At 29.6% G+C, this 23,230-nt stretch carries 21 protein-coding genes; 6 read left to right on the top strand and 15 right to left on the bottom strand.

Translation table 11 applies throughout. The annotated features are described in order from the left end of the window. Window positions 1-34 precede the first annotated feature (34 nt). The 5 genes from NSA23_RS12405 to NSA23_RS12385 all read right to left on the bottom strand — a co-directional run bounded on the left by NSA23_RS12405 (window position 35) and on the right by NSA23_RS12385 (window position 3,717). A complete protein-coding gene (locus tag NSA23_RS12405) occupies window positions 35-1,528 on the bottom strand; it encodes an aldehyde dehydrogenase family protein (RefSeq protein WP_050069690.1) in 1,494 nt (497 codons plus the stop codon). Between the two features lie 65 nt (window positions 1,529-1,593). Beyond that, window positions 1,594-1,896 carry a BMC domain-containing protein gene (locus NSA23_RS12400; RefSeq protein ID WP_042678845.1) on the bottom strand — a complete coding sequence of 101 codons (303 nt, stop codon included), beginning with the start codon at window positions 1,894-1,896 and terminating at the stop codon, window positions 1,594-1,596. 26 nt (window positions 1,897-1,922) lie between these two features. Beyond that, window positions 1,923-2,219 carry a BMC domain-containing protein gene (locus NSA23_RS12395; RefSeq protein WP_042678846.1) on the bottom strand — a complete coding sequence of 99 codons (297 nt, stop codon included), beginning with the start codon at window positions 2,217-2,219 and terminating at the stop codon, window positions 1,923-1,925. A 138-nt stretch (window positions 2,220-2,357) separates the two neighbouring features. Next, complete coding sequence (locus NSA23_RS12390) at window positions 2,358-2,624, bottom strand: hypothetical protein (protein WP_042678847.1); 267 nt, start codon at window positions 2,622-2,624, stop codon at window positions 2,358-2,360. Between the two features lies 1 nt (window position 2,625). Next, window positions 2,626-3,717, bottom strand: coding sequence for a membrane protein (locus NSA23_RS12385; RefSeq protein WP_042678848.1), 1,092 nt, complete (start codon window positions 3,715-3,717; stop codon window positions 2,626-2,628). Between the two features lie 707 nt (window positions 3,718-4,424). Between NSA23_RS12385 and rpoD the strand changes: the two genes are divergently transcribed. Beyond that, window positions 4,425-5,234 (top strand): RNA polymerase sigma factor RpoD, encoded by an 810-nt coding sequence (gene rpoD / locus NSA23_RS12380; protein ID WP_276537075.1) that lies wholly within the window; start codon window positions 4,425-4,427, stop codon window positions 5,232-5,234. A gap of 46 nt (window positions 5,235-5,280) precedes the next feature. Here rpoD and NSA23_RS12375 read toward each other — a convergent pair whose 3' ends face one another. Next, window positions 5,281-7,413 carry an adenosylcobalamin-dependent ribonucleoside-diphosphate reductase gene (locus NSA23_RS12375; RefSeq protein ID WP_042678849.1) on the bottom strand — a complete coding sequence of 711 codons (2,133 nt, stop codon included), beginning with the start codon at window positions 7,411-7,413 and terminating at the stop codon, window positions 5,281-5,283. 188 nt (window positions 7,414-7,601) lie between these two features. On the opposite strand from NSA23_RS12375, the gene NSA23_RS12370 reads away from it, so the two are divergent. Next, complete coding sequence (locus tag NSA23_RS12370; RefSeq protein ID WP_042678850.1) at window positions 7,602-8,612, top strand: nucleoid-associated protein; 1,011 nt, start codon at window positions 7,602-7,604, stop codon at window positions 8,610-8,612. A gap of 64 nt (window positions 8,613-8,676) precedes the next feature. Here NSA23_RS12370 and NSA23_RS12365 read toward each other — a convergent pair whose 3' ends face one another. After that, complete coding sequence (locus NSA23_RS12365) at window positions 8,677-9,444, bottom strand: DeoR/GlpR family DNA-binding transcription regulator (RefSeq protein WP_042678851.1); 768 nt, start codon at window positions 9,442-9,444, stop codon at window positions 8,677-8,679. A 208-nt stretch (window positions 9,445-9,652) separates the two neighbouring features. On the opposite strand from NSA23_RS12365, the gene NSA23_RS12360 reads away from it, so the two are divergent. From NSA23_RS12360 to NSA23_RS12345, 4 genes are read left to right on the top strand one after another with little or no spacing between them, the layout of a single operon-like run. After that, window positions 9,653-10,492: a class II fructose-bisphosphate aldolase gene (locus NSA23_RS12360; RefSeq protein ID WP_042678852.1), complete on the top strand. Its 840-nt coding sequence runs from the start codon at window positions 9,653-9,655 to the stop codon at window positions 10,490-10,492. Window position 10,493: 1 nt separating this feature from the next. After that, window positions 10,494-10,934: a PTS sugar transporter subunit IIA gene (locus NSA23_RS12355; protein ID WP_042678853.1), complete on the top strand. Its 441-nt coding sequence runs from the start codon at window positions 10,494-10,496 to the stop codon at window positions 10,932-10,934. 15 nt (window positions 10,935-10,949) lie between these two features. Next, window positions 10,950-12,335, top strand: coding sequence for a PTS fructose transporter subunit IIC (locus NSA23_RS12350; protein ID WP_042678854.1), 1,386 nt, complete (start codon window positions 10,950-10,952; stop codon window positions 12,333-12,335). A 35-nt stretch (window positions 12,336-12,370) separates the two neighbouring features. Then, window positions 12,371-13,540, top strand: coding sequence for an iron-containing alcohol dehydrogenase (locus tag NSA23_RS12345; RefSeq protein WP_042678855.1), 1,170 nt, complete (start codon window positions 12,371-12,373; stop codon window positions 13,538-13,540). A 110-nt stretch (window positions 13,541-13,650) separates the two neighbouring features. Here NSA23_RS12345 and NSA23_RS12340 read toward each other — a convergent pair whose 3' ends face one another. The 8 genes from NSA23_RS12340 to NSA23_RS12305 all read right to left on the bottom strand — a co-directional run bounded on the left by NSA23_RS12340 (window position 13,651) and on the right by NSA23_RS12305 (window position 23,219). Further along, entirely contained in the window at window positions 13,651-14,676 is a 1,026-nt protein-coding gene (locus tag NSA23_RS12340) for a lysylphosphatidylglycerol synthase transmembrane domain-containing protein (protein ID WP_042678856.1), read from the bottom strand. Next, window positions 14,673-15,383 (bottom strand): polysaccharide deacetylase family protein, encoded by a 711-nt coding sequence (locus NSA23_RS12335; RefSeq protein ID WP_042678857.1) that lies wholly within the window; start codon window positions 15,381-15,383, stop codon window positions 14,673-14,675. Before NSA23_RS12335 ends, NSA23_RS12340 begins: the two co-directional genes overlap by 4 nt. Window positions 15,384-15,397: 14 nt before the next feature. Beyond that, window positions 15,398-16,525, bottom strand: a complete 1,128-nt coding sequence (locus tag NSA23_RS12330) for an MGDG synthase family glycosyltransferase (protein ID WP_147524963.1) — start codon at window positions 16,523-16,525, stop codon at window positions 15,398-15,400. Beyond that, window positions 16,497-17,630, bottom strand: a complete 1,134-nt coding sequence (locus NSA23_RS12325; protein WP_257490587.1) for an MGDG synthase family glycosyltransferase — start codon at window positions 17,628-17,630, stop codon at window positions 16,497-16,499. The genes NSA23_RS12330 and NSA23_RS12325 overlap by 29 nt, the downstream gene beginning before the upstream one ends. Window positions 17,631-17,980: 350 nt before the next feature. Continuing rightward, a complete protein-coding gene (locus NSA23_RS12320) occupies window positions 17,981-19,843 on the bottom strand; it encodes an ABC transporter ATP-binding protein (RefSeq protein ID WP_257490586.1) in 1,863 nt (620 codons plus the stop codon). Then, entirely contained in the window at window positions 19,836-21,677 is a 1,842-nt protein-coding gene (locus NSA23_RS12315) for an ABC transporter ATP-binding protein (protein ID WP_257490585.1), read from the bottom strand. The genes NSA23_RS12320 and NSA23_RS12315 overlap by 8 nt, the downstream gene beginning before the upstream one ends. An 86-nt stretch (window positions 21,678-21,763) precedes the next feature. Continuing rightward, window positions 21,764-22,498 carry a sensor histidine kinase gene (locus NSA23_RS12310; RefSeq protein ID WP_042678862.1) on the bottom strand — a complete coding sequence of 245 codons (735 nt, stop codon included), beginning with the start codon at window positions 22,496-22,498 and terminating at the stop codon, window positions 21,764-21,766. Beyond that, entirely contained in the window at window positions 22,491-23,219 is a 729-nt protein-coding gene (locus NSA23_RS12305) for a LytR/AlgR family response regulator transcription factor (protein WP_050069691.1), read from the bottom strand. Before NSA23_RS12305 ends, NSA23_RS12310 begins: the two co-directional genes overlap by 8 nt. Window positions 23,220-23,230 lie beyond the last annotated feature (11 nt).

The following is a 23,230-nucleotide window of genomic DNA, read 5'->3' as shown; positions in this document are numbered from 1 at the left end:
CTATTACTTGCCATACCCTATCTATAAATGTACTTTAACCAATTTCTTCGATAGCTTTTTTCAAAATACTTTGTATTAGCTTCATATCCTCTGAACTATAACCTTCCTGTGGTTTTGTCACGCTACAGAAGTCGGGTTTTTCTTCTGTAAATATTCCACGAGTAATTTCTTCTACTTTCCGCACGCCATATCCAACTTTGCGTATGTAGATAAGATTCATTGGTGAAACATTATCAGAGGTCATACCTTCACCTGCTGATCCACTGCCTAGAGTCATGGCAGGAAATAAATTAGTTGTAGCTCCCATACTGCCAAAAGAAGCTGGGGTATTAACAAGCACCCTTCCTACTGGTTTTCTCAATGCAAACTGGCGAATAACTTCTTCATCTTTTGAATAAATAACAAGAGTATGTCCATGTCTTTCACTTAGCAATAATTCAATACATTTTTCACAGGCATGCATCCAGTCATCTTCAATATAATAAGATAGTACTGGGCAAAGTTTTTCCCTTGAGTAAGGATTGGTCTCAGAAACATACTTCTGTTCTGAAATCAATAATATTGCGCTATCGGGAATACAGAAACCTGCTCTTTTAGCTAACTCCTGTGCTGATTTTCCAACCATCTCTGAATCCATGCTTCCATCGGAATGGAAAAAGAGAGAACCTATTTTTTCTGATTCTTCTTCTGTCATGAAATAGGCACCATTATTTTGCAGTTCATGTTTAACATCCGCTGCAATACAGCTATCTACAACAATAGATTGTTCTGCTGCTGACACCATTCCATTATCAAAGGTTTTACTGTCAATAATATCTCTCACCGCTTGTTTCACATCAGCTGTACGTTCTATAAATGCTGGTCCATTGCCAGCACCTCCATAAATAACAGGTTTTCCCGATTTATATGCTTCTTTAAGTAATTTAGGAACTCCTGTATTCATAATTAAAGAGGTTGCTTTATGGTTCATTAATTCAATTGCCCCGCTAGGTGTTACAGTATGCAAATGCGAAATAGCCCCTTCTGGCAATCCATACCCTTCTGCTGCACGAATCATAATATCAAGTGCCCTGCAAATTGTTTTCTTTGCTCTAGGATGTGGAGAAAAAACAATAGCATTGCCAGATTTAATTGAAATTAAAGTCTTGTATATAGTAGTAGAAACAGGACTGGTTGCAGGACATAATGCAACAATCGTCCCCACAGGTATACCTACATCCATAGTCTTGTTCTGACTATCTTCGTTAATAATACCTACGCAACGCATACCTCTAAGTTTGGTTGGTAAATACTCACAAACAAATCTATTTTTGATATATTTATCTTGCCATTTGCCATAATCAGTCTCATTACTGGACATCATAGCAAGTTCATAGGCATGCTTTCCAATTTCCTCTGCCATACGCTCAACAATCTCATCCAGTTTTTCCTGTGGAAAAGCTGCTAAAAGTTTTTGTGCCTCTCTGGCATTTTCCATAAGAATTCGTGATTCTTGGATGGAGAGCAAGTCATTGTCAATAATATTCATTTCTAACTCTCCTTTTATTTTTTATATTTATAGTATTTTTTTACAATATTGTCACGCTATATATATTAAGGGAGCAAATTCTCAAGAGAATAACGTGCAATAATTTTTTCAAGATCTGGATGTGGACTTGCAATAACAACTGAACTATAAACTTCTGCTCCCATATCTTCAACAGCTTTTACACCAGTTTCAACAGCTGTTTTACATGCTCCTACATCACCACTAACTAATACAGAAATATAGCCAGAAGCTACATTCTCATATCCAATCAATTCAACATCTGCAGATTTACACATTGCATCTGCAGCCTCCAAAACAAAGACTAGACCAAATGTTTCTATTAAACCTAATGCTGCAGAATTATACATTTGCATTTCCTCTCTCTCACTTTATTTTATGCATCAATATCATGTACTGAAACAATATCTCCAACGCTTTTAATTGGTCGTGGCATAACATTTTGTGCCGTCAATTTGCCTATTGCTGAAGCAGCAGCAGCTCCTGCTTCCACAGATGCCTTAACAGCAGCCACATCACCTTTTACCATAACTGTTACAAGAGTAGAACCTATATTTTCATATGATATGAGTTCTACATCAGCAGCTTTCAACATTTTATCTGCTGCCTCAAGTGCTGGAACCATACCTAGTGTTTCAATAAGACCTAAAGCTTCTTCTCCATAGTATCTCACTCATAGCTCCCCTCCTCTTTATAAAATGTGTGCTTTTTAAAAACCTTTTCAAACCAGTACAATCTTTTCAAATTGTTTCTCTTTAAAAATATCTATCTATTATTTAAACTCCTAGAATTTAAATAATAATCCAAATCATTAATCCTTAATATATTTATTAATTGTAGCTGCACCTTCTTCATGTGCATGATAGTAAATCCTCAATTGACCTGTTTGATCCATTTCAAATCTTGTTTCTTCAAGAAGACCATTAGCTTCAGCTGTCATTAAAGCTGCTACTACAGCATCTTTTTTAAGTGCTTTAAAATTGCCATATTCATCTTTCAAAGCTTCAATAACATCTTCTGCACATGCTTCTTTTACTGTTGTAAAGTATTTTAAAATAGCATAGTTGAGTGGCTTCATACTAATTAACCTCCTTTTTTCTGAATAAATCCATTGGATTCATTGCAATTACCAAGATACCAAGCATCATTAATATAGCAGAAATCCAAGCGATAGGAGGTAATGACCAACCATCTATACCACCAAATATTCCAAGTATTATCCAACAGAAGAATGGTCCCCAGAATGAATAAGTAGCATTACAAGCCATACCAAGAGCTGCACCACACATACTATTGCCCTTGTACCAAGTCATAAATGAAACAAATGCACAAAGACCACTTAAAGCAAACCAAATCATAGCAGGACCACTTGTGAATGCTTGACCAGCTAGAGCAAATGAAAGCTTAACGCTACCTGACATCTTGCCAAAGATAGGAACTAATATAAATAAATTTGCAAGTCCTGATGTTGCTTGGCGAATAGTAATACCTATTTCAGAGTCAATCATAGATGTACCATAACCAGCTATACAACCTTCAAAGCCCCAACCAAGAGCAGCAAAGAATGCAATACATAGACCTAGGAACATGCCGTCTGGAGCATCGTTACCAATGCTTGTACTGCCAATTAAGAAACTAGCAATAACACAAATAATAATACCGATTGTCACACGTTTACTTATTTTTTGCTTGAACAAAATCCTGCCTAAAATAGCACCGATGGCTGGACAAAGAGCAGTAATAGGAGTAACTATAGAACCGGCCATTTGAAGACCAACAACATAAGCTGTACTGGCTACAGGTCCTCCTGCAAGAGCCGCTAAGATCATCATACGACCTGGAGCAGTATTTAAACATCTTATGAAGTCTCCAAATTTACCTTTAATAGCTGCATTAATCATTGCCCAAATGGCACTACAGATATCGTTAACAGCACCACCAAGTGCGCCTAGTAAATACGCAATAGCGAAGGTAGATAAGCCAGCTGTATTAGGGCCATACCAGTCACTCCAAACCCCCTTAGTCATACCAAAAGTTAAAAATGCTGAATATAATCCATATGTAACGCCTGAAAATAAAGCTATCCTAACACCTTTTTTAAAAAATTGTTCTGATAATTTCTTTTTAGCAGCAACTGCAGATGGATCCGTTGCTCCCATTCCATCATTCATAAATAAAACTCCTTTCTCTATAAAATCAAATTTTGATGAAAACGTTTTAATACCTATTCAGAAACTTACCTTAATATATTGCTCTCAAGGACAGTATTACTGACTTTTTTTTAACAATACATTAATGCGGTATTGATTATAATATTAAATGAATTAGTTATTTTTTTATGGAATAAAGCAAAATATTTTATTGTATAATATATACGAACTTCATAATCCTTTTGTACTTTCATTACTTTTTTGTACTATTTACTTGTAAAATAATTATATAAAAATAGAACCAGTAAATTTACTGGTGAAAAAACTAAAATCATACCTTTCCTTAGCAAATATAAGAATATAAGTTCTAACCCCTTGAAATTTTACCTGCATGTATGATATACTGTAAAGGTTAGTTTGTTGATATGAGTATTTAATTAATGCAAAAGTAAATAATTTTTATAATAATCCTATCCTTATTCTCAAAACTAATTTTTAGACAGTTCTATTATTATATCCTTACTAATCTATGTAAAAAATTAGATATATTTCTTATTTTTTACTAATTATAGTATTTTAAAAAATTATATCCAAAGAGATTATAATAAAATCCTATTAAGGACAACCATTCCATAGGGTTTGAATATGTAAAAAGATATCAATTATATAGGCAGCAAAGAGGTGAGTTTTCTGTGTCTAATAATGTTAATCTAGATGATCCAGTTAAAATGTATCTGAAAGAAATAGGAAAAATTCCTCTTCTTACAAGAGATGAAGAAATTGAACTAGCAAAGAGAATGGAAGCAGGGGATGAATCTGCAAAAAAACATCTTTTAGAAGCAAACTTAAGATTAGTAGTTAGTATTGCGAAAAAATATATAGGAAGGCAGATGTCATTCTTGGACTTAATTCAAGAGGGAAATTTAGGACTTGCAAAAGCTGTTGATAAATTTGACTATAAAAAAGGCTATAAATTTAGTACCTATGCTACTTGGTGGATACGCCAGTCTATAACAAGGGCCATAGCGGATCAAGCAAGAACTATAAGAATACCGGTTCATATGATTGAAAATATAAACAAGCTTGTTAGGGTACAAAAACAACTTGTACAAGAACTAGGTAGAGAGCCTTTGCCTGAAGAAATAGCAAAAGTTATGGATATGGACGTAAACAAAGTTAGAGAAATAATGAAAATAGCTCAAGAACCTGTATCTTTAGAGACACCCATAGGAGAAGAAGAAGATAGCAATTTAGGAGATTTTATAGAAGATGAACAAATAGATACACCTGCAGAATCGGCAATATATACTATGTTAAAAGAAGAACTTCTTGATGTTTTGGAAACTTTAACTCCTAGAGAACAAGAAGTATTGATACTCAGATTTGGCTTAGGTGATGGAAGAATCAGGACTTTAGAAGAAGTAGGAAAAGAATTTAATGTTACAAGAGAAAGAATAAGGCAGATAGAAGCCAAAGCTCTAAGAAAACTTAGACATCCAAGTAGAAGCAAAAAACTAAAAGACTTTCTAGAGGAGTAATGTAATAAAAAATAGCCAAGATATATCTTGGCTATTTTTTATTTATTTATATTGAACAAGGACTGTATCCACAATCCTGACATTCTGCACAACCTCCGCTATGGATTAAAGTCCCTCCGCACATTGGACAAGTATCTGGATCCTCTTCTAATTGTTCTACTATTAACTCATCTATTTCCCTTTGTAATTCTTCAATTTTTTCTAATTTACTTAAACTAGGTTTATTTGAAATAAGTATTCCTTCTCTAGCACAACCATCTCTATAAATTGTAATGCCTTTAACACCTTTCTTCCAAGCATAAATATATAAATCTTCTACTTCTTCTACAGTAAATTCATTTGGTACATTGACAGTAGAAGATATACTAGCATCAATATATTGTTGCCAAACTGATTGTATATCTATTCTTTCCTTATAATTCAATGTTGAAGTAGTTACAAAGAAATCTGGCAATTCATCTTCTCTTGTTATATTATTTCTATCCATATATTCCTTCACTATTGGAGTAAATACTTTATAATAAGTATCCTCTTGATGCAATGATTCTGATTTCCTAGTATAGGATATTTGGAACATCGGCTCTAATCCATTGCTGCATCCAATTAAAGTAGATATACTTCCTGTAGGTGCTATAGTTAGAAGTTGGCTATTTCTAAGTCCATATTTCTTAATAAGTTCCAAAACATCTTCATTAACATTAGATAATAAAAATGGTGATTTTAATACCTTCTCAGCATTATACCTAGAATATGTTCCATGTTCTTTCGCCAATAAAGCTGATTCTCTTAAAGCCTCATTTATTAATACTTTTCCTATTTTATGAATTAATTCTATAGATTCCTCGCTACCATATTTTACTCCCAATTTAATGAACATATCTGCTAATCCCATAAGGCCTAGTCCAATCTGTCTTAATTCTCTAGACATTTCTCTTTGCTGTTCTAATGGATGTAAATTCATATTTTCATCTAATACTTCATTTAAATATATAACTCCCTCTCTTACCATTTCACCAAATCTTTGGTAGTCAAATTCAGCTTTTTCCGTAAATTCATTTTTAACAAATTCACTTAAATTAATAGAAGATAGATTGCAACTACCAAAAGGAGGTAAAGGTTCTTCTGCACAAGGATTAACTCCAGCAAATTCAAACTTTTCATCTTCACTCATCAAATGCCATGAATTAATACGATTTGTATATAATATACCTGGTTCTGCCATATTCCAATTATTTTTAGCTAATTTTCTAAATAGCTCTTTAGCATTAATCTTTTTCCTAATTTCCTCACCAGTAGCCTCTACTTTAAAATATAACTCAAAATCTTCATCCTCTACAACAGCTTTCATAAAATCATCATTTATATTAACAGATATATTAGCATAGTTTACCTTATCTAGATTGTTTTTTACATCAATAAAATCTCCAATATCAGGATGACTACAATCTAAATTGAGCATTAAAGCTCCTCTTCTGCCTTTCATACCAATTAGTCCTGTAACTAAGGAATAAAGATCCATAAATGAAACTGCCCCTGTAGTAGTGTTTGCAGCATTATTTACTTTAGCTCCTTTTGGTCTCAATTTAGATAAAGTAAGACCAACTCCACCACCATAAGAATAAGTTCTAGCCATATATTTAGCAGTGTCAAAAATAGCTTCAATATTATCTTCCACTTGAGGCATGACATAACAATTACTTAGAGTTATCTTTCTACCATATTTATCTAGTCCTCTACCTGCCAATATTCTTCCTGCTGGCATAAACTTCTTATCCTTTATGGCCTTTTTTATAAAACTATTTCCACCACTAACTCTTGTTAGAAAATCATCAAAACTTTCATTTTCAAATCTATATTTTTTCTCATAAATATCCCTTTGCAAATCTGTCATTTCCCAGCCATGTTTTCTAAGTCGAGCCCTTTCATCTCTATATAAAATGTATTTTTTAGCTACATCAGGCCTATTTTTCATTAGTTCAATTTCTACAAAATCTTGAATTTTTTCAATATGCACTATTTCTAAATTTTTAAAATCATTAAATGCCTTATCTGCAATTTCTTCAGCTAATAATTCGTCTACTCCTTTTTCCGTTTCTGACATAGCTTTGCAGATAGCATTTACTATTTTATCTCCTTCAAACTTTACAACTGCACCATTTCTTTTTTCTACTTTCAACATGAATTCCCCTCCACGTCTATATATAGTATATATTGCGATTATTAACACTACATATGTACAAGGTATCATATATTTATTTCAAAATCAAGCTGAAAATAAATAATAATTTTTAATAAATTAAACCTATCTTGTTTTCTACAGCATAAAGGATATAATTATTATATTATATACTAAGGGAGATGATTGAAATGGATAGAATAAATATTGAAAAAATAATACTTCATATTTTAGATAATTCCGTAGGAATACCTGCGTTATCTGAAGAAGAACATCCCTATAGTGGAGAGATAATGGAATTTTTAGAAATCCATATAGAAAAAGTTTTTGATGATATTAATATAAAAAAGGCTTTCTTTGATTCTGAAGAAAACCTTGTGAAAAATATATGTATAGATATTTCAAAAGACAATGACAACTTTATAGCGAAGACTAAAGAATTTGCTCAACTAATGTATAATATAATGGCTGAAAATCCCTCTATACCTTCTTGCGATTTAATTTGTGTTCTTTTTAATGGAGATGGTAGAAAGTATCTAGGCTTCTTTATATTAAATTATAAAACTTCTTACATACATTATATAGAAGAATCTGATGATAAAAGAGTTAATAAAGTAATAAAACAAAAAACAACATTACCAAATGTAAATCAAAAAATAGATGAATTTATAATAGTAGATTTAGAAGATTATTCAATACTGTTAAAGCAAAAGAAATATGAAATTAATGGTGAAAAGGAATATTATATCTCCAAATATTTATTGCACTCAAAGGATACATTATCAGACAAGGAAAAAATGGATATTGTGAATAAAGTATCTAAAAAAATAGTAAGGGACTATTGTGAAGATGATGTAACAAAAATGGCAAAAATTAAAAATGCTATAGTTGAATCTGTAGAAGAATCAGACACTATAGATATAGATCATATTAAAACAAAGGCCTTTAATGAAAATATAGAGCTTCAAAATATATATGAAGAAGAAATAGAAAAGAGAGGACTTACAGAAAAAACTATAGAGGTAAATGAACCACTATATAAGAAAATACCTAGAAAGCAAAAATTAATAATTGATGAAGATATAGAGATAAAAATACCTGTATCCTATTTAACTGGTAACGATAAAATAGAATTTATAAATAATACTGATGGAACTATATCTATTATACTCAAGAGTATCAAAGACATACAGGGAAAATAAATAAATATTAAATACAAATAAACTATTTCAAGTTCTTGAAATAGTTTATTTGTATTTAAAATAATTAAACTCTTACAATTTTCGTATATTTATTATAAACTTCAAACTGTTCATCTGTTAATTTATCATCTGTAATAATTGCATTTACCTGATTAAAATCAGCTATTTTATAAAAAGATGCTTTATCAAATTTAGTACTTTCACATAGAAAATAAATTTCATTTCCATACTCAACCATTGCCTGTTTGCTACTTGCTTCTATTGAGCCTGCCGTTGACAATCCTAATTTTAAATCTACCCCATTAGCACCTAAAAAAACTTTATCAAAATGCATCTTGCTAATTTGTTCTACAGTGGTAGTACCTTCAATCGTTTTAGCTGAATGTAAATAAATTCCTCCAAGAACTATAATACTGTAGTCTGTTTTGTCTGATAGTTGGTTTACTACACCAACAGAATTTGTAATAATACTAAGATTTTTAGCATCCAATTCCGCTGCCATTAAATATGTTAGCGTACTCGAATTTAAAGCTATGATTTCACCATCTTCAACAAGAGAAGCAGCATATTTGGCAATTGACTTTTTTTCATTAACATATTTACCCTGTTTGCTTGAGAAGTCATACTCATTTCCAATCTGCTCAACTAATATTGCTCCACCATGAGTTCTCTTAACTACTCCAGCCTTTTCTAATTCAGTCAAATCTCTTCGGATAGTTGAAGGAGATACATTAAAGGCTTCAGATAATTCTTTAATAGTAATACCCTTATTAACTCCCTTATCACTATTTATCTTATTTATTATTTTTAATAATCTTTCTTCTTTAAACATAGGCCCCATCCTTTAAATCATTTTATAAGTTTAGTTTAACAAGAAAATAAAACAAAGTCAAATTTATATGATTATTTATGCTTATATATGATAAATTATATTAGATATAATGATAATTTGTGATAGATTTTATTGACACAATACAGGAAATCGTTTATAATCAAAACATAGTTACCATAAATGAGCATAAAAGATTGGAGGAAATAAAATGTTAGTAAATAGTAAACAATTATTATTAGATGCAAAAAGAGGTGGATATGCAATACCCTCAACCAATATATTCAATTTAAATTCTTTAAAAGGTGTTTTAAAGGCTGCAGAAGAAAATCGTAGCCCATTAATTATTAGCTTGGCAGAAGTGCATACTGAATCACTATCCATTGGTGAAACTGCAAATATAGTTAACTATTATGCAAATAAAACGGATTTACCAATAGTACTACATTTTGATCATGGATTTACTCCATCTTTAGTAAAACAAGCAATAAATAAAGGTTTTACTTCCGTTATGATAGATGGTTCTAGTTTACCTTTTGATGAAAACGTAAAGATAACAAAAGAAATTGTAACATTGGCTCATGAAAAAAATGTAACAGTAGAGGCAGAAATTGGCCATGTAGGTGGTGGAGAATCCTATACTGATCCTGAAGATGATCATTCACAACTTACAACTGTAGAGGAAGCAAAACGTTTTGCAAAATTAACAAATGTAGATTCATTGGCAGTATCTATTGGTACAGCACATGGTACTTATAGAGGTACTCCTAAAATTGATTTTGAACGTTTGTCTCAAATTAATCAGGCAGTAGATATTCCTCTAGTTCTTCATGGAGGTTCAGGTTCTGGAAGTGAAAATTTACGTAAAGCTGTAGAATTAGGTATTTGTAAAGTAAATATTTTTACAGACCTTACTATTGCTGCCCATGATAAATTAGTAGATAATTTTAAAGATATAAATTATTATGATGCATGTTTACTTGCAGAAGAAGGAATTAAAGAATGTTTATTAAATTATTATTCAATTTTTAAAACGAAGAGAGGGATGTAAAATGGATTTAAAAGATGTTTTCTTTAAAGAAGGTTTTATATTTGATTTAAAAGGTAATGATAAAATAGAAGTTTTTGATGAAATGATTGAAGTTTTATACAAAAATAATAGGATTAGGGATAAAGAAAATTTTAAATATGCTATTTTAAAAAGAGAAGAAGAAGGTCCAACTGGAATTGGAAATGGAATTGCAATACCCCATGGAGTATCTGATTCTGTAAATGTTCCTACAATTATATATGGATATAAAGAAAGTGGTTTAGACTATGAATCATTAGATGATACAGATGTAAGTATGGTATTTATGATTGCTGTACCAAAAGGTTCTAATAATGAGCATTTGAAAATTTTAAGTCAATTAGCTAGAACTTTAGTTCACAAGGAAGTTGTAGAAGGTATTAGAAATGCCAAAAGTCCAGAAGAAATATTAAAAGTTTTTTAAAAGGGGGCATATAAAATGGCTAAAAAAATTGTAGCAATAACTTCTTGTCCAACTGGAATTGCACACACTTATATGGCTGCTGAAGCTTTAGAGCAAGCAGCTAAAAAAGATAATATTGAAATTAAAGTGGAAACTCAAGGGGCAAGTGGCGCTGAAAATATTTTAACAAAAGAGGATATTAGAGAAGCAGATGTGGTTATTTTTGCAGTAGATAAAAATATTGACACATCTCGTTTTGTAGGCAAACAAGCTATTACTGTTCCAGCAAATAAAGCTATTAAAGAACCTTCAGAACTTATGAAGAAAGCTCTAAATTATGAAGGAACAGAAATAGTAAAAGGAAAATCCGTAGATAATAATGAAAAAAGTATAGATTCTGCTACAGGAATATATAAACATATTATGACTGGTGTTTCTTATATGTTACCATTAGTTGTAGCAGGAGGTATCTTAATTGCTTTATCCTTTGCTTTTGGTATATATGCTTTTGAAGAAGAAGGAACTATTCCATGGGCCTTGTACCAAATTGGTGCAGGTTCAGCCTTTAGTTTAATGGTAGCTGTAATGTCTGGTTTTATAGCTCATTCTATAGGAGATAAATCAGCTTTTGCTCCAGGTATTATAGGAGGATTTATAGCTAATTCAATTGGTGCTGGATTTTTAGGCGGAATACTTGCTGGTTTAATTGCAGGATATTTAGTAGTCTTTTTAAATAAAAATATTAAACTTCCAAAATCCTTAAAAGGGTTAAAATCAATTATGATCATACCTGTATTATCTACTTTAATTATTGGATTGTTAATGTACTATGTAATAGGAAAACCAATTCACATAGCAACAGTTCATATTACAGAGTTCTTAAGCAGGTTGTCAGGTAGTGGAGCGATTATACTTGGTCTTATATTTGGGTTGTTCTATTTTGATTTAGGTGGACCAATGTCAAAAATTGTGTATACCTTTGGAGTAGGAGCTTTAGCAGAAGGAGTATATGGTCCAATGGGAGCTGCTATGGTATGTGGTATGGTTCCTCCAATTGGAATTGCATTATCTACCTTTGCTCGTCCAAAACTTTGGAATAAAGATCAGAAAGAAGCAGGTAAAGCTGCACTTTTCCTAGGATTAAGCTTTATTACAGAAGGAGCTATTCCTTTTGCGGCAGCAAATCCTAAAATAGTATTGCCTTCTTGTATGGCTGGCTCTGCAGTAGGATCTATTGTAGCACTATTATTAAATGTTGAAATAAAAGCTCCTCATGGTGGATTCTTCTTAATGTTTATACCAAATGCTATAGGTAATTTATTAGGATTTATTATTGCATTAATTGCAGGATCCTTGACTACAGCTATATTAGTTACAATACTAAAACAAATTCAATTTAAAAATAAGGAAACTGCTAATTAAAATAAATATTAAATAAAAATGGGAGGAATCTTATAATGTCTAGATTTACATTGCCAAGAGATTTATACTTTGGGGAAGATGCTTTGGAAGAGTTAAGAAATCTTAAAGGTCGTAAAAAGGCCATTATTCTTTCAGGTGGCTCTTCTATGGAGAAATTTGGTTTTCTAAATAGGGTTAGTAGTATTTTAAAAGAAACTGGATTAGAAGTTGAATATATTAAAGGTATTGAACCAGATCCATCAGTAGAAACTGTAATGAAAGGTGCAAAAGCTATGGAAGAGTTTAGCCCTGATGTTATAGTTGCTATAGGTGGAGGTTCAACTATAGACGCTAGTAAAGCTATGTGGGTGTTTTATGAACATCCTGAATTAGAATTTGATGATGTAAAAGAACCATTTAGTATTCCAAAACTTAGGAACAAAGCTATCTTTGTAGCTATTCCTTCAACTAGTGGTACTGCTACAGAAGTAACATCTGCTTCAGTAATTACAGATTATAAACAAAAAGTAAAATATCCTCTTGTAGATTTTGAAATTGTACCAGATATAGCTATTTTAGATACTAATATTCCTCAAACTATGACTCCAAAATTAGTTGCTCATACTGGAATGGATGCACTAACTCATGCTGTAGAAGCTTATGTAGCTACAAATAAATCTAGAATCTCAAATTCTGTAGCTAAAGAAGCCATTGCAACTATATATGATAATATTATTCCATCTTATAATGGTGATGCTAAAGCGAGAGGAGAAATGCACATAGCTCAATGTCTAGCAGGTATGGCTTTTAGCAATGCTGGCTTAGGTATTGCCCATAGTTTAGCTCACCAGATAGGTGTCCAGTATGGTATATCTCATGGATGCTGCAATGCTATTTTATTACCTTATATAATTGAGTTTAATGCTAAAACTTCCTTAAAAGATTTTGCAGAATTGGCAAGAATGCTAGGTTTATCAGGAGGAACTGAAAAACAATTAACTAATTCTTTAGTAAAATCTATACAAGACTTAAATGCTGAATTAAACATAGCATCTACATTAAAAGAAAATGGAGTTAAAGAAGATCTATTTAAATCTACAGTAGAATATATGGCCAAGAATGCAATAGTAGATGCAAATACACCAACAAATCCAAGAGAAGTTTCATATGAAGATATGAAGAATATATTAGAATGTGTATACTATGGAAAAGCTATTACATTTTAGAAAATAAATTAGTTTTAAAATAAAAACCTCTAATAATAACTAATACATTCCCCCTATGGTAAACAGATTAAATAAAAAAATCTTAATATCATAGGGGGAGTATTTTGATTTTAGACTACATGTTTAACTTTATTACTCTTTCTTAAAATAAAATCAACTAATGAAACAGTTCCACCAACTATAATACCAAAGTAATAATCTATAAATCGCCACAGTACCATGGCAAAGGTTATTATATTTTTAGGAAATATACTATTGTATAGAATATAAAATCCACCTTCAGCTGCACCTACAGTACCAGGTGTAGGCATAAGTGATACTGCCATATAATGTAGTGATTGGATTGCAATAATATCTAAATAACGTGCCTTAGAAAACCCAACCGCTAAGTACACGAAGTAAGTTATTGAAAAATAAAAGGTTAATTGAATAAAAGTAGCTATAATCAATATTAAAGAAGATTTCTTATCCTTTTTTATATTATCTATGCTAATCTTATAATCAGAAAGATGGGTATTTAATTTATCCTTTAATTTTTCAGTATCCTTTATTAACTTTAATTTATATCCAATAATAAAAAACTTATAGAATATCTTTCTTATTAATTCTTCATTATAAAAAAGTCCTATTATTAACAATACTGCAATAAAGTTAAACAAACATCCGGTTATTACAAAAGGTAAAGAAAGCTTTGCTCTTTGTGATAAAAAACTAAACTTAACTAAAAACATAAATATTGAATAAAATGTAACTGCAATCTGATATATTAAAAGTTTAGTTACCATTAATGAAGAAGCAGTTCCCACTTGAGCACCATCATTTACTAATGAATATACCTGAGCAGGTTGTCCACCAGTAGCAAATGGTGTAATAGCACTATAATACTGACCAATCATAGCCAGCTTAAATGCTGAACCAAAACTTCCCCCAATATTTAATGTACTTTTCATTTTATATATTATATAAGCATCACATGTCCAAAATAATACCATAGACAAAAAAGCTAATAATAAAAAAGTTTTATTTGTCTTAACTATCAATTGAGGAAAAACAGATAGATCATTATTATTTATTAATAGCCAAACTGTTAATCCTATTAAAGTTATTAATATAATATAGTTTAATGTCTTTTTCATATATTACTTTCCATACCTTCCTCTATAGTCTTAAAATAGAAATCTCTTTTTAATAGTGCTGGTATAATAGTCTCTAAAGCTTTTATAGTATTTTTAGGTGCATCTTTTTTATCATCTTTATGATTACTATCGTGCAAAACTATTATATCTCCTGATTCTACATTATCAAGAATCTTATGGACTGTGCTATCTACAGTAGCTTTAGGGTTCCAATCTTCGGTAATTATGGTCCAAAATATACTCTTTAGTCCGTTTTTACTTGAATAATACTGGGTAAACCCATTAAACACACCCCAAGGTGGTCTAAAATATTTTATCTCATAACCTAATTTATTGAAAATTGACATAGACTTTTCAAAATCCTTTTTAGTTTGCCATGGAGTAGACAGCCATGCACTTTTATGACTATAGGAATGCATAGCCAAAGTATGACCGTCCTCTACTATTCTATCAATTATTTCTTTATGTTCTTCTGCCTTTCTAGCAACTACAAAAAATGTTGCTTTAACATTATATTCTTTAAGTAAATCTAATATCTCTAATGTATAGGCAGGATTTGGTCCATCATCAAATGTTAAAAAAATGCTGTTATTACTAGAAAATTTTCTTTTTACAGAAGATGAATAATGCCTAAAATAAAGACTAGGCAAACCAGCATATAGAAATATTATAAAAGCTAACACTCCAACTATTGTATAAGCCTTCATTTAACCATCTCCTACTAAAAATTCTTCATTAACTTAATAGATTCTTTAGCCAAAACATTCATATTTATATCGTATCTAAGTTTAGCCATTCTTATTTCATATTCAATAATCTCATTTTGATTATTAATGAAATCTGTAATAATACATTTCAAACTTTCTATATTAAAAGCAATTCTACCTATTGCTTTTTCTTGGATAAACTTCATATTTTCTAACTCTTGTCCTAATTCTGGTTTATATATAATAAGAGGTAAACTAGAAGCAATAGCCTCAAATACTGTAATTCCACCTGCTTTAGTTATCAGCAAATCTGATTGTAACATCAAGGGGGCTACTTCATTGGTGTATTTAAGAGGTATAATATTTTCTAGATTCCATGCAGAAATAGATTCAAATAAATCATTATTTTTGCCTGTCAGTACTATGGCTGTAATTTTATTTAAACTATTGAGCCATTTATAAAAACCTTCATCTTCTGGTATTAACCCCATACCTCCTCCCATAATCATTAACAAAATATGTTCCTCAGGTAGGGAAATATTAAAAGAAGATTTTAGAGATTTTAAAAATTCTTTTCTCAATGGAATTCCTGTTACAACAATCCTTTCCCTCTTTATACCCATTTTTAACATTTCTTTTTCCACATCTTTAGTGGCTACAAAATATTTATCACAATTGGGAGCTATCCATTCCCATCCATTAACTACATCTGTAATGCAGGTAATCAATGGTATTGAAACATCATAAATATCCTTTATATCAGAAATATATTGGGATACTATTGGAAAAGTAGAAATAATAAGTTTAGGGTTAATATCTAGAATATAATCTTTTAGCCCGATTAAAATAGGTCTACTAAAAATTTTATTCATATTAGATCTTGGTTTTTCATTTCCTCTATAATGAAAATAGTTATATAGTTTTGGATTATTCCTAACTAAAACATTGTAACCTTTGTACATAGCTCTTGATAATTTAGGAAACAATACTTGAAATATATCTACAATTTCTATACTTATGGATGGATCTATTCTTTGTATCTGCTCCTTAATACCTAAAGAAGCCGATGCATGTCCAGCACCAAAACTAGCTGTTAAAATTAATATATCCACTTTAGAATCCATTGCTAAAAACCATTCCATAATTAAAATCTTCAATTAAATTTTCACCAAGATAAACAATATTGTCAGGACAAAATCCATTGCATGCTTTCTCCATATTTTTTTTGATATCATCTAATTTTTTAGGATCCCTCATGATAGATTTTATTAGTTCTTTTAAATTATCTATTCCATCTACATAAATAGCTAGTCCACTTTTTATTAAAAAATCAAGATTTTCCTTTTCATGACCTGGTATATAGTAAGGAACAACTATAGGAAGTTTCTTAGCTATTGCTTCAGAAACAGTTAGCCCTCCTGGTTTAGTTATGATTATATCTGAGCTTTCCATAATATCTGGAATATTTCTTGTAAATCCATAAAGTATAATCTTCTGCCTTTGTATTAAATTAGCATAATCCTTCTGTATAGACTCTCTTAGCTTTTCATTATTGCCACAAACTACTACAATACGATAATTATCATTTATATTAGTAATACCCTTCAATACCTTTTTCATATCCTTATGTCCCAAGCTTCCTGCCATTAATAATATTTGGAAGGCTTTTTTCTTAATAGGTTTTTTATCAGTTCTATTTAGAAATTCATTTTTAATAGGTATACCATATGAAAATATTTTATCTCTAGATATACCATGTCTGGCTAAAGATTCTTTTATATGATCGCTGCTCACAATATAAGCATCTACATTTTTATTTATATAAGTTTGATGAGCTTGAAAATCTGTTACTACAGAAATAAATGGTATATCTATCAATCCTTCTTCTTTCAAATATCCTATTGCTCCTATTACAAAACAATGAGTTGAAATAATCAAATCTGGCTTTTCTTCTAAAATTATATTGTATATTTTATTTTTAGAAATCTTCAAAACTAATTCAGTCATTAATTTATTAGTCTTCCTTTTATTACTAATATCATATAAATTTCCATACACCTTGGGAAATTTATCTATCAAAATTTTATAAGAGTGAAAAATGACAGATTCTAGTTTCCTATTTACCTCCCATAATGCATCTCTTTTCTTAGCTATGAAACCATGTTTAACAAATTCTTTTTCTAAACATGATGCAGCTTCATTATGACCTCCACCTATAGAAGCTGTAAATATAAGTACTTTTTTCATATATCCTCATCCTTTGCTAAATTCGGTTTAATGATTTGAAATTAATTTATGGATTTATACTATCTAAAAATTATCTATTAATTATCTATTAATTATCTATTAATTATCTATTAATTAGAACGAAATAAAATAAATTTCTACTGCATTATATATACATTATTTTTTGTATTTCTACATTTTATTATAAAACTTTAATCTTACTTTTAGCTTAATAAAATCTTACAATACGATTAAAATTTCATTTCTTTATTAAATATTATAAAAAAATAAGAGAAATCTTTAAATTGATTTCTCTTTCAGTTTCATATTATAACTTACAATTTTGTTAGGTACATAAATAATAATATAGGCTATGCAGTTTCTCCTTCATTATAATATTGAGCTTGAGAATACCATAGTTCATAATATTTCCCATCTTCATCTTTTAACAAATCTTCATGGTCCCCCCTTTGTATTATGCTTCCTTCATGAAATACTGCTATTTCATCACAAAACCTACAAGATGAAAGCCTATGGGATATATAAAAAGCAGTTTTTGTACCTACTATTTCATTAAATTTAGAATAAATCTCAAATTCTGCTATAGGATCTAATGCAGCAGTTGGTTCATCTAATATTATAATAGGTGAATCCTTGTATAAAGCCCTAGCCAATGCTATTTTTTGAGCTTCTCCTCCAGATATCTCTACTCCATCTTTATCAAAATCTTTATATAATGGCGTAGATATTCCTCTTGGCATAGTTTCCAATCTGTCAATAAAGCCAACATCTTCTATAACTTTTTCTACAAATTTTTCATCATAATCTACTGCTGCTGCTATATTTTGTCCTAATGAAAATGAAAAAAGCTTAAAATCTTGAAATACTATAGAAAATAGCCCCATATATTCTTCATAATCATATTTTTTTATATCTATACCATTTAGAAGTATCTCTCCTTCATCTGGATCGTATAATCTACAAAGAAGTTTAATAAAAGTAGTTTTTCCTGATCCATTCATTCCTACTATAGCTAAGCGTTCTCCTATATTTAACTTTACAGAAACATTTTTTAATACATATTCATCTGTTCCTGGATATTTAAAAGATACATTTCTAAATTCTATCTCATATTCATTATCATCCCTCTTTTCCACTGGTATTGTACCTTTGTACTTCTCCCCTTCTATATTTAAAAAATCTATGTACAATTGTAGATATTGATTATTGTTTATAATATTATTAATTGACGTTAAAATTTCTGTGCTTCCAGCCATAAATTGATTTATACTTCCTGTATATTGGACTATACTACCTGCTGATATACTTCCTGATATAGCTTTCAACCCTACAAAAATATATACCATCCCACCCAATAAGGAAGATATAAATGCATCTATTCCACTATATTTTGTATTCATACTTTCTATTTTTTTAAATAAGCCCTTTAAGCTCTGGATAAACCCTCCTACTTCCTCATTAAATATTTTTCTCTGATTATATAATCTTATTTCTTTGCCAGCATTATAGTCTTGAATTCTTTCATAATAGAAAGCAAGAATTCTATTAGCACTCATAATTTCACTAAAATGTTTAAAAAGTTTCTTATCTGATATAGTTTTTAGATGTAAATTAAATATAGTTCCTAGTAAAACTAATACTAAGAATCCATAGGAAAAAATTCTATTATTTATAAAATTTAAATATCCAACTCCTGTCATATCTAGTTTAAATAATCCTGCACCAATTATAATTGAAATAATAACTGTAGCTAAGCCCTTAACCAATTCTCCTAAATAGCGTACAAAAGCTATAATGCCACCACCATTCATATTTTCTGCTTCTGATATTTTTGTACGAAGAGTATGTGTTTTTGGATTTTCAATATGTTCATAATCCATATTTATTATTTTCTCATTAATTTTCATATCTTGGTTTTGAATCATTATATCTTTCAATATAGTATGTAAGTGCTCAAGACCATTAGATATAAGATGAATAATAAAATTCAATCCTATAGTTAAGCCTATTAAAAATATAATATTATTTATATCTTTTGTCTTTAACAATCTATCAATAATTTTTCCTACCATATATATATTGATAAAAGGAGCTATAGATTTGAAAACAGAATCAAATATAGTAATAGGTACTATCCAAGATTGAAGTTTATGAACTTCCATTAATCCAATTTTTAAAGTTTTTATACTATATTTAAGTTTATTCTTAGGCATAATTTTCACCACCTATATCATTCTTATAATAATATGATTGAGTGTCATACATTTTTCTATATTTACCATCCATTTTCATAAGGTCATAATGATTTCCTTCTTCTATTATTTTTTCATCTTCTATAAATACTATCCTGTCACAAAATCTAGTAGAAGATAGTCTATGGGATATAAAAATACTAGTATGATTTTCTGTTAACTCATCATATTTTTTATATATTTCATTCTCGGCTATAGGGTCTAATGCAGCAGTTGGTTCATCTAATATTATAATGGGCCCATTTTTATATAAAGCCCTAGCAAGCATTAACTTTTGCATTTCTCCTCCTGATAGTTCTATAGCTTTATCAGATATTGATTTGACTAATAGGGTTTTCTTACCCTCTGGTAAGGAGTTTATTTTTCCCATAAGTCCTGATAGATTTAAAACTTTATCTATCTTTCCATTATCAATATCTTCTTCTGGCTGTAACGCAATATTTTTTTCTATGGATATAGGCAATAAGTAAATATCTTGAAATACTACAGAAAACATTGTATAATATTCGTCCCTGTTGTAGAGAGTGCTTTTCTTACCATTAATATATATTTCACCTTTAGTTGGAGTATATAAACCACAAATAAGCTTTACTAAAGTAGTTTTCCCAGCACCATTAACTCCTACTAATGCTAATTTTTCTCCCTTTTTAATATGAAGATTTATATTTTTTATAGTATAATCTTTTGATTCAGGATATTTATAATAAAGATTTCTAAGTTCTATATCACAGGGTAATTCATAAGACTTTGGTAAATCAATTCCTATCCCTCTATTCATATTATCTTCCATCTCTAAAAATTCCCTTGAATCATTGTTCTGAAGACTAATAGCATTTAAAGAATTAAGATTTTTTACAATTCCAGAAAGCCATGTAGAGATACCAGATACTGCCCCAAAATATAGAACAAAATTTCCTATATTCATATTCTTATATAAAACTGAATATATGAGAAATCCATAGGTTATGCCATCCCTTAAAAGGATTAATATCCCATCAACAATATTAGCAAAATACCTATGGAGTATATTTTTCTTTTGGAAATATATTCTTTTTTTCAAAAGCTTATCATACATACCTTGAAACCAAGAAGACATATTATAAAGTCTCATATCCTTTGCTGATTGAAAGTCTCCTGTTTTATATCTTATATATCTAAGCTTTTTTTCTATAGGTGCTAAATTGTCTTTATTTTTATGCTCATAATTATTCACGTACTTTCCTATAAAATAATTTACAAAAGATGATATGATTATAAATATAATTATTAGAGGATGAATTGTAGATATTATACCTGTATATAGTATAAATCCTAGAATATTTGAAAAAAATTCTATACTAGTATCTATTATTTCCTCAGTAGCAGAACTATTAGAATTAGTAGCCATGCTTGCTTTTATAAATTTTTCCTGTCCTTTCGGACCATCTATATTTTCAAAATCTGTATCTATAGCTTTATCCATTTGTAAAATTGAATATTTCATTCTATGAAAAATCTTCTTGCCTAATATATTAGATGATGAAGCTTTTAATATAATATTAAGAATAATAATTCCTATAATAGGTGAAAAAAGATTTCCTATCAATTGTAAAGGAGATACTTTTTCCAAGACAGAATCAACTAATACCTTAGGTAAATAAATTTCTAATAATGGAATACACACTTTGGCGAGAACTTGTATTGCAGATAATAAAAATAATAACTTATCCCATCTCCATATATTTTTAAGTAAATAGATGGTATTTTCCCATGTTGAATATTTAGGTTTGGACTTCCTAGTATTTGTATCTATCATTTTTATCACCTCAACTATATAATACCATTAGAACTTATTTTATATATAAAAAAGCACCAGTGGTCACAATTATGACATCAATGGTGCTAAAATGGTAGAATTATTTCTGTTGCAAATACACCTTCTTCAGATTGCCTATTTATAAAACCATCATATTTACTAACTATTCTATCCACTCTTTTCAGTCCAAAACCATGATTTTTCCCTAGTTTTGTACTTATATATCTCATATTCACTTTTTTTGCTTTACCTTTTGCAGAATTAGTTATAGAAATATATAACTGGCTTTTTATTTCTCTTATGTATATCCTTATAAATCTATCATCTAGATTTTCTAGTTTGATTGCAGCCTCAATAGCATTATCCATTAGATTTCCAATGATAACACATAGATCTACTTCTGATATTTGAATATTTTCTGGTACTTTTGCCTTTGCATTAATATTTATATTTTGATTGATTGCTATAGACAATTTACTATTTAATATAGCATCTACCATTATATTTCCTGTTTTTAAAACTGTGTCTATTTCAGTTAAATCTCTATCTAAATCATTAAGATACTCCTCTATATCTTCATATTTACCCAAAGAAATATAAGCCTTCATTGTTTGTATATGATTATGATAATCATGTTTCCAACCTCTCATTTGTCTATATATATTTTCAACTTCGTTATAATGCTTTGTAATGAGATCTTCTTGATAGTTAGCAATACGTCTATCTACTAATTTAGATATTATATATTTAATTATGAAAAAAATAATGGCGATTAAAATTAAAATAATTCCAATAGTAATTAGTAGACTTTCCCTACTCATCTATTACACCTCTAAAATATTTTATAAATGCCATATTCGTTTTAGAGTACTGTCTTCTACTAATAGGAATTATATCACCATTATCTAGTTCCAATTCATTCTTGCTTATTCTTTTTATATGCTTTAGTCCAGCTATATAAGATCTATGGCATCTTATGAATATATCTTCATCTAATTCTTTTTCCATTATACTCAAACTTTTTCTAGTAATATATTTTTCATTTGTAGTATTTATTTCTAAATCATGACCGAAGGATTCAATATATATTATTTCATCCTGAACTAATCGATGAATCTCTCCTTGATCCTTTATGAGAATTATCTTCTCTAATTTTGGAACTCTTGCAACTGCCCTGTCTAAGCATTCATATAGCTTTTTCTCTTCTATTGGTTTAATTAAATAATTTATTGCTTCCACATTATAGCCTTCTCCAATATAATCAGAAAGGGCAGTGATAAATATTATATTTATAATATTATCTTTTTTTCTAATAGTTTTTGCTAGTTCAATTCCATTTTGTCCTGGCATTTGAATGTCTAATAAAAGTATGTCATATCTTTTATCCATAATCCAGTTAAAATTAAAACTTTCTGCACTATAAAATACTTCAATTCTAACCTTCATATTTCTTTCTTTTGCCCAGTTAGCTACATACTTTTCTAGGAGTTCCACATGTATTTTTTCATCTTCACATATAGCTACATTGATTATATCTAACATTTTAGTTCACC

The sequence above is a fragment of the Anaerosalibacter massiliensis genome (assembly GCF_024623155.1).
Lineage (GTDB): Bacteria > Bacillota > Clostridia > Tissierellales > Sporanaerobacteraceae > Anaerosalibacter > Anaerosalibacter massiliensis.
This window is presented reverse-complemented; position numbering and strand designations above follow the sequence as displayed.

What these genes read in the sequence shown, in the direction of transcription:
- NSA23_RS12330 (WP_147524963.1), bottom strand. Translation starts at nt 16,525, where the DNA reads ATGGAATGGTTTTTAGCAATGGATTCTAAAGTGGATATATTAATTTTA.
- NSA23_RS12375 (WP_042678849.1), bottom strand. Translation starts at nt 7,413, where the DNA reads ATGTTGAAAGTAGAAAAAAGAAATGGTGCAGTTGTAAAGTTTGAAGGA.
- NSA23_RS12400 (WP_042678845.1), bottom strand. Translation starts at nt 1,896, where the DNA reads ATGTATAATTCTGCAGCATTAGGTTTAATAGAAACATTTGGTCTAGTC.
- NSA23_RS12335 (WP_042678857.1), bottom strand. Translation starts at nt 15,383, where the DNA reads ATGAAGGCTTATACAATAGTTGGAGTGTTAGCTTTTATAATATTTCTA.
- NSA23_RS12350 (WP_042678854.1), top strand. Translation starts at nt 10,950, where the DNA reads ATGGCTAAAAAAATTGTAGCAATAACTTCTTGTCCAACTGGAATTGCA.
- NSA23_RS12390 (WP_042678847.1), bottom strand. Translation starts at nt 2,624, where the DNA reads ATGAAGCCACTCAACTATGCTATTTTAAAATACTTTACAACAGTAAAA.
- NSA23_RS12325 (WP_257490587.1), bottom strand. Translation starts at nt 17,630, where the DNA reads ATGAAAAAAGTACTTATATTTACAGCTTCTATAGGTGGAGGTCATAAT.
- rpoD (WP_276537075.1), top strand. Translation starts at nt 4,425, where the DNA reads ATGTATCTGAAAGAAATAGGAAAAATTCCTCTTCTTACAAGAGATGAA.
- NSA23_RS12310 (WP_042678862.1), bottom strand. Translation starts at nt 22,498, where the DNA reads ATGAGTAGGGAAAGTCTACTAATTACTATTGGAATTATTTTAATTTTA.
- NSA23_RS12370 (WP_042678850.1), top strand. Translation starts at nt 7,602, where the DNA reads ATGGATAGAATAAATATTGAAAAAATAATACTTCATATTTTAGATAAT.
- NSA23_RS12360 (WP_042678852.1), top strand. Translation starts at nt 9,653, where the DNA reads ATGTTAGTAAATAGTAAACAATTATTATTAGATGCAAAAAGAGGTGGA.
- NSA23_RS12345 (WP_042678855.1), top strand. Translation starts at nt 12,371, where the DNA reads ATGTCTAGATTTACATTGCCAAGAGATTTATACTTTGGGGAAGATGCT.
- NSA23_RS12340 (WP_042678856.1), bottom strand. Translation starts at nt 14,676, where the DNA reads ATGAAAAAGACATTAAACTATATTATATTAATAACTTTAATAGGATTA.
- NSA23_RS12305 (WP_050069691.1), bottom strand. Translation starts at nt 23,219, where the DNA reads ATGTTAGATATAATCAATGTAGCTATATGTGAAGATGAAAAAATACAT.
- NSA23_RS12315 (WP_257490585.1), bottom strand. Translation starts at nt 21,677, where the DNA reads ATGATAGATACAAATACTAGGAAGTCCAAACCTAAATATTCAACATGG.
- NSA23_RS12405 (WP_050069690.1), bottom strand. Translation starts at nt 1,528, where the DNA reads ATGAATATTATTGACAATGACTTGCTCTCCATCCAAGAATCACGAATT.
- NSA23_RS12385 (WP_042678848.1), bottom strand. Translation starts at nt 3,717, where the DNA reads ATGAATGATGGAATGGGAGCAACGGATCCATCTGCAGTTGCTGCTAAA.
- NSA23_RS12365 (WP_042678851.1), bottom strand. Translation starts at nt 9,444, where the DNA reads ATGTTTAAAGAAGAAAGATTATTAAAAATAATAAATAAGATAAATAGT.
- NSA23_RS12320 (WP_257490586.1), bottom strand. Translation starts at nt 19,843, where the DNA reads ATGCCTAAGAATAAACTTAAATATAGTATAAAAACTTTAAAAATTGGA.
- NSA23_RS12355 (WP_042678853.1), top strand. Translation starts at nt 10,494, where the DNA reads ATGGATTTAAAAGATGTTTTCTTTAAAGAAGGTTTTATATTTGATTTA.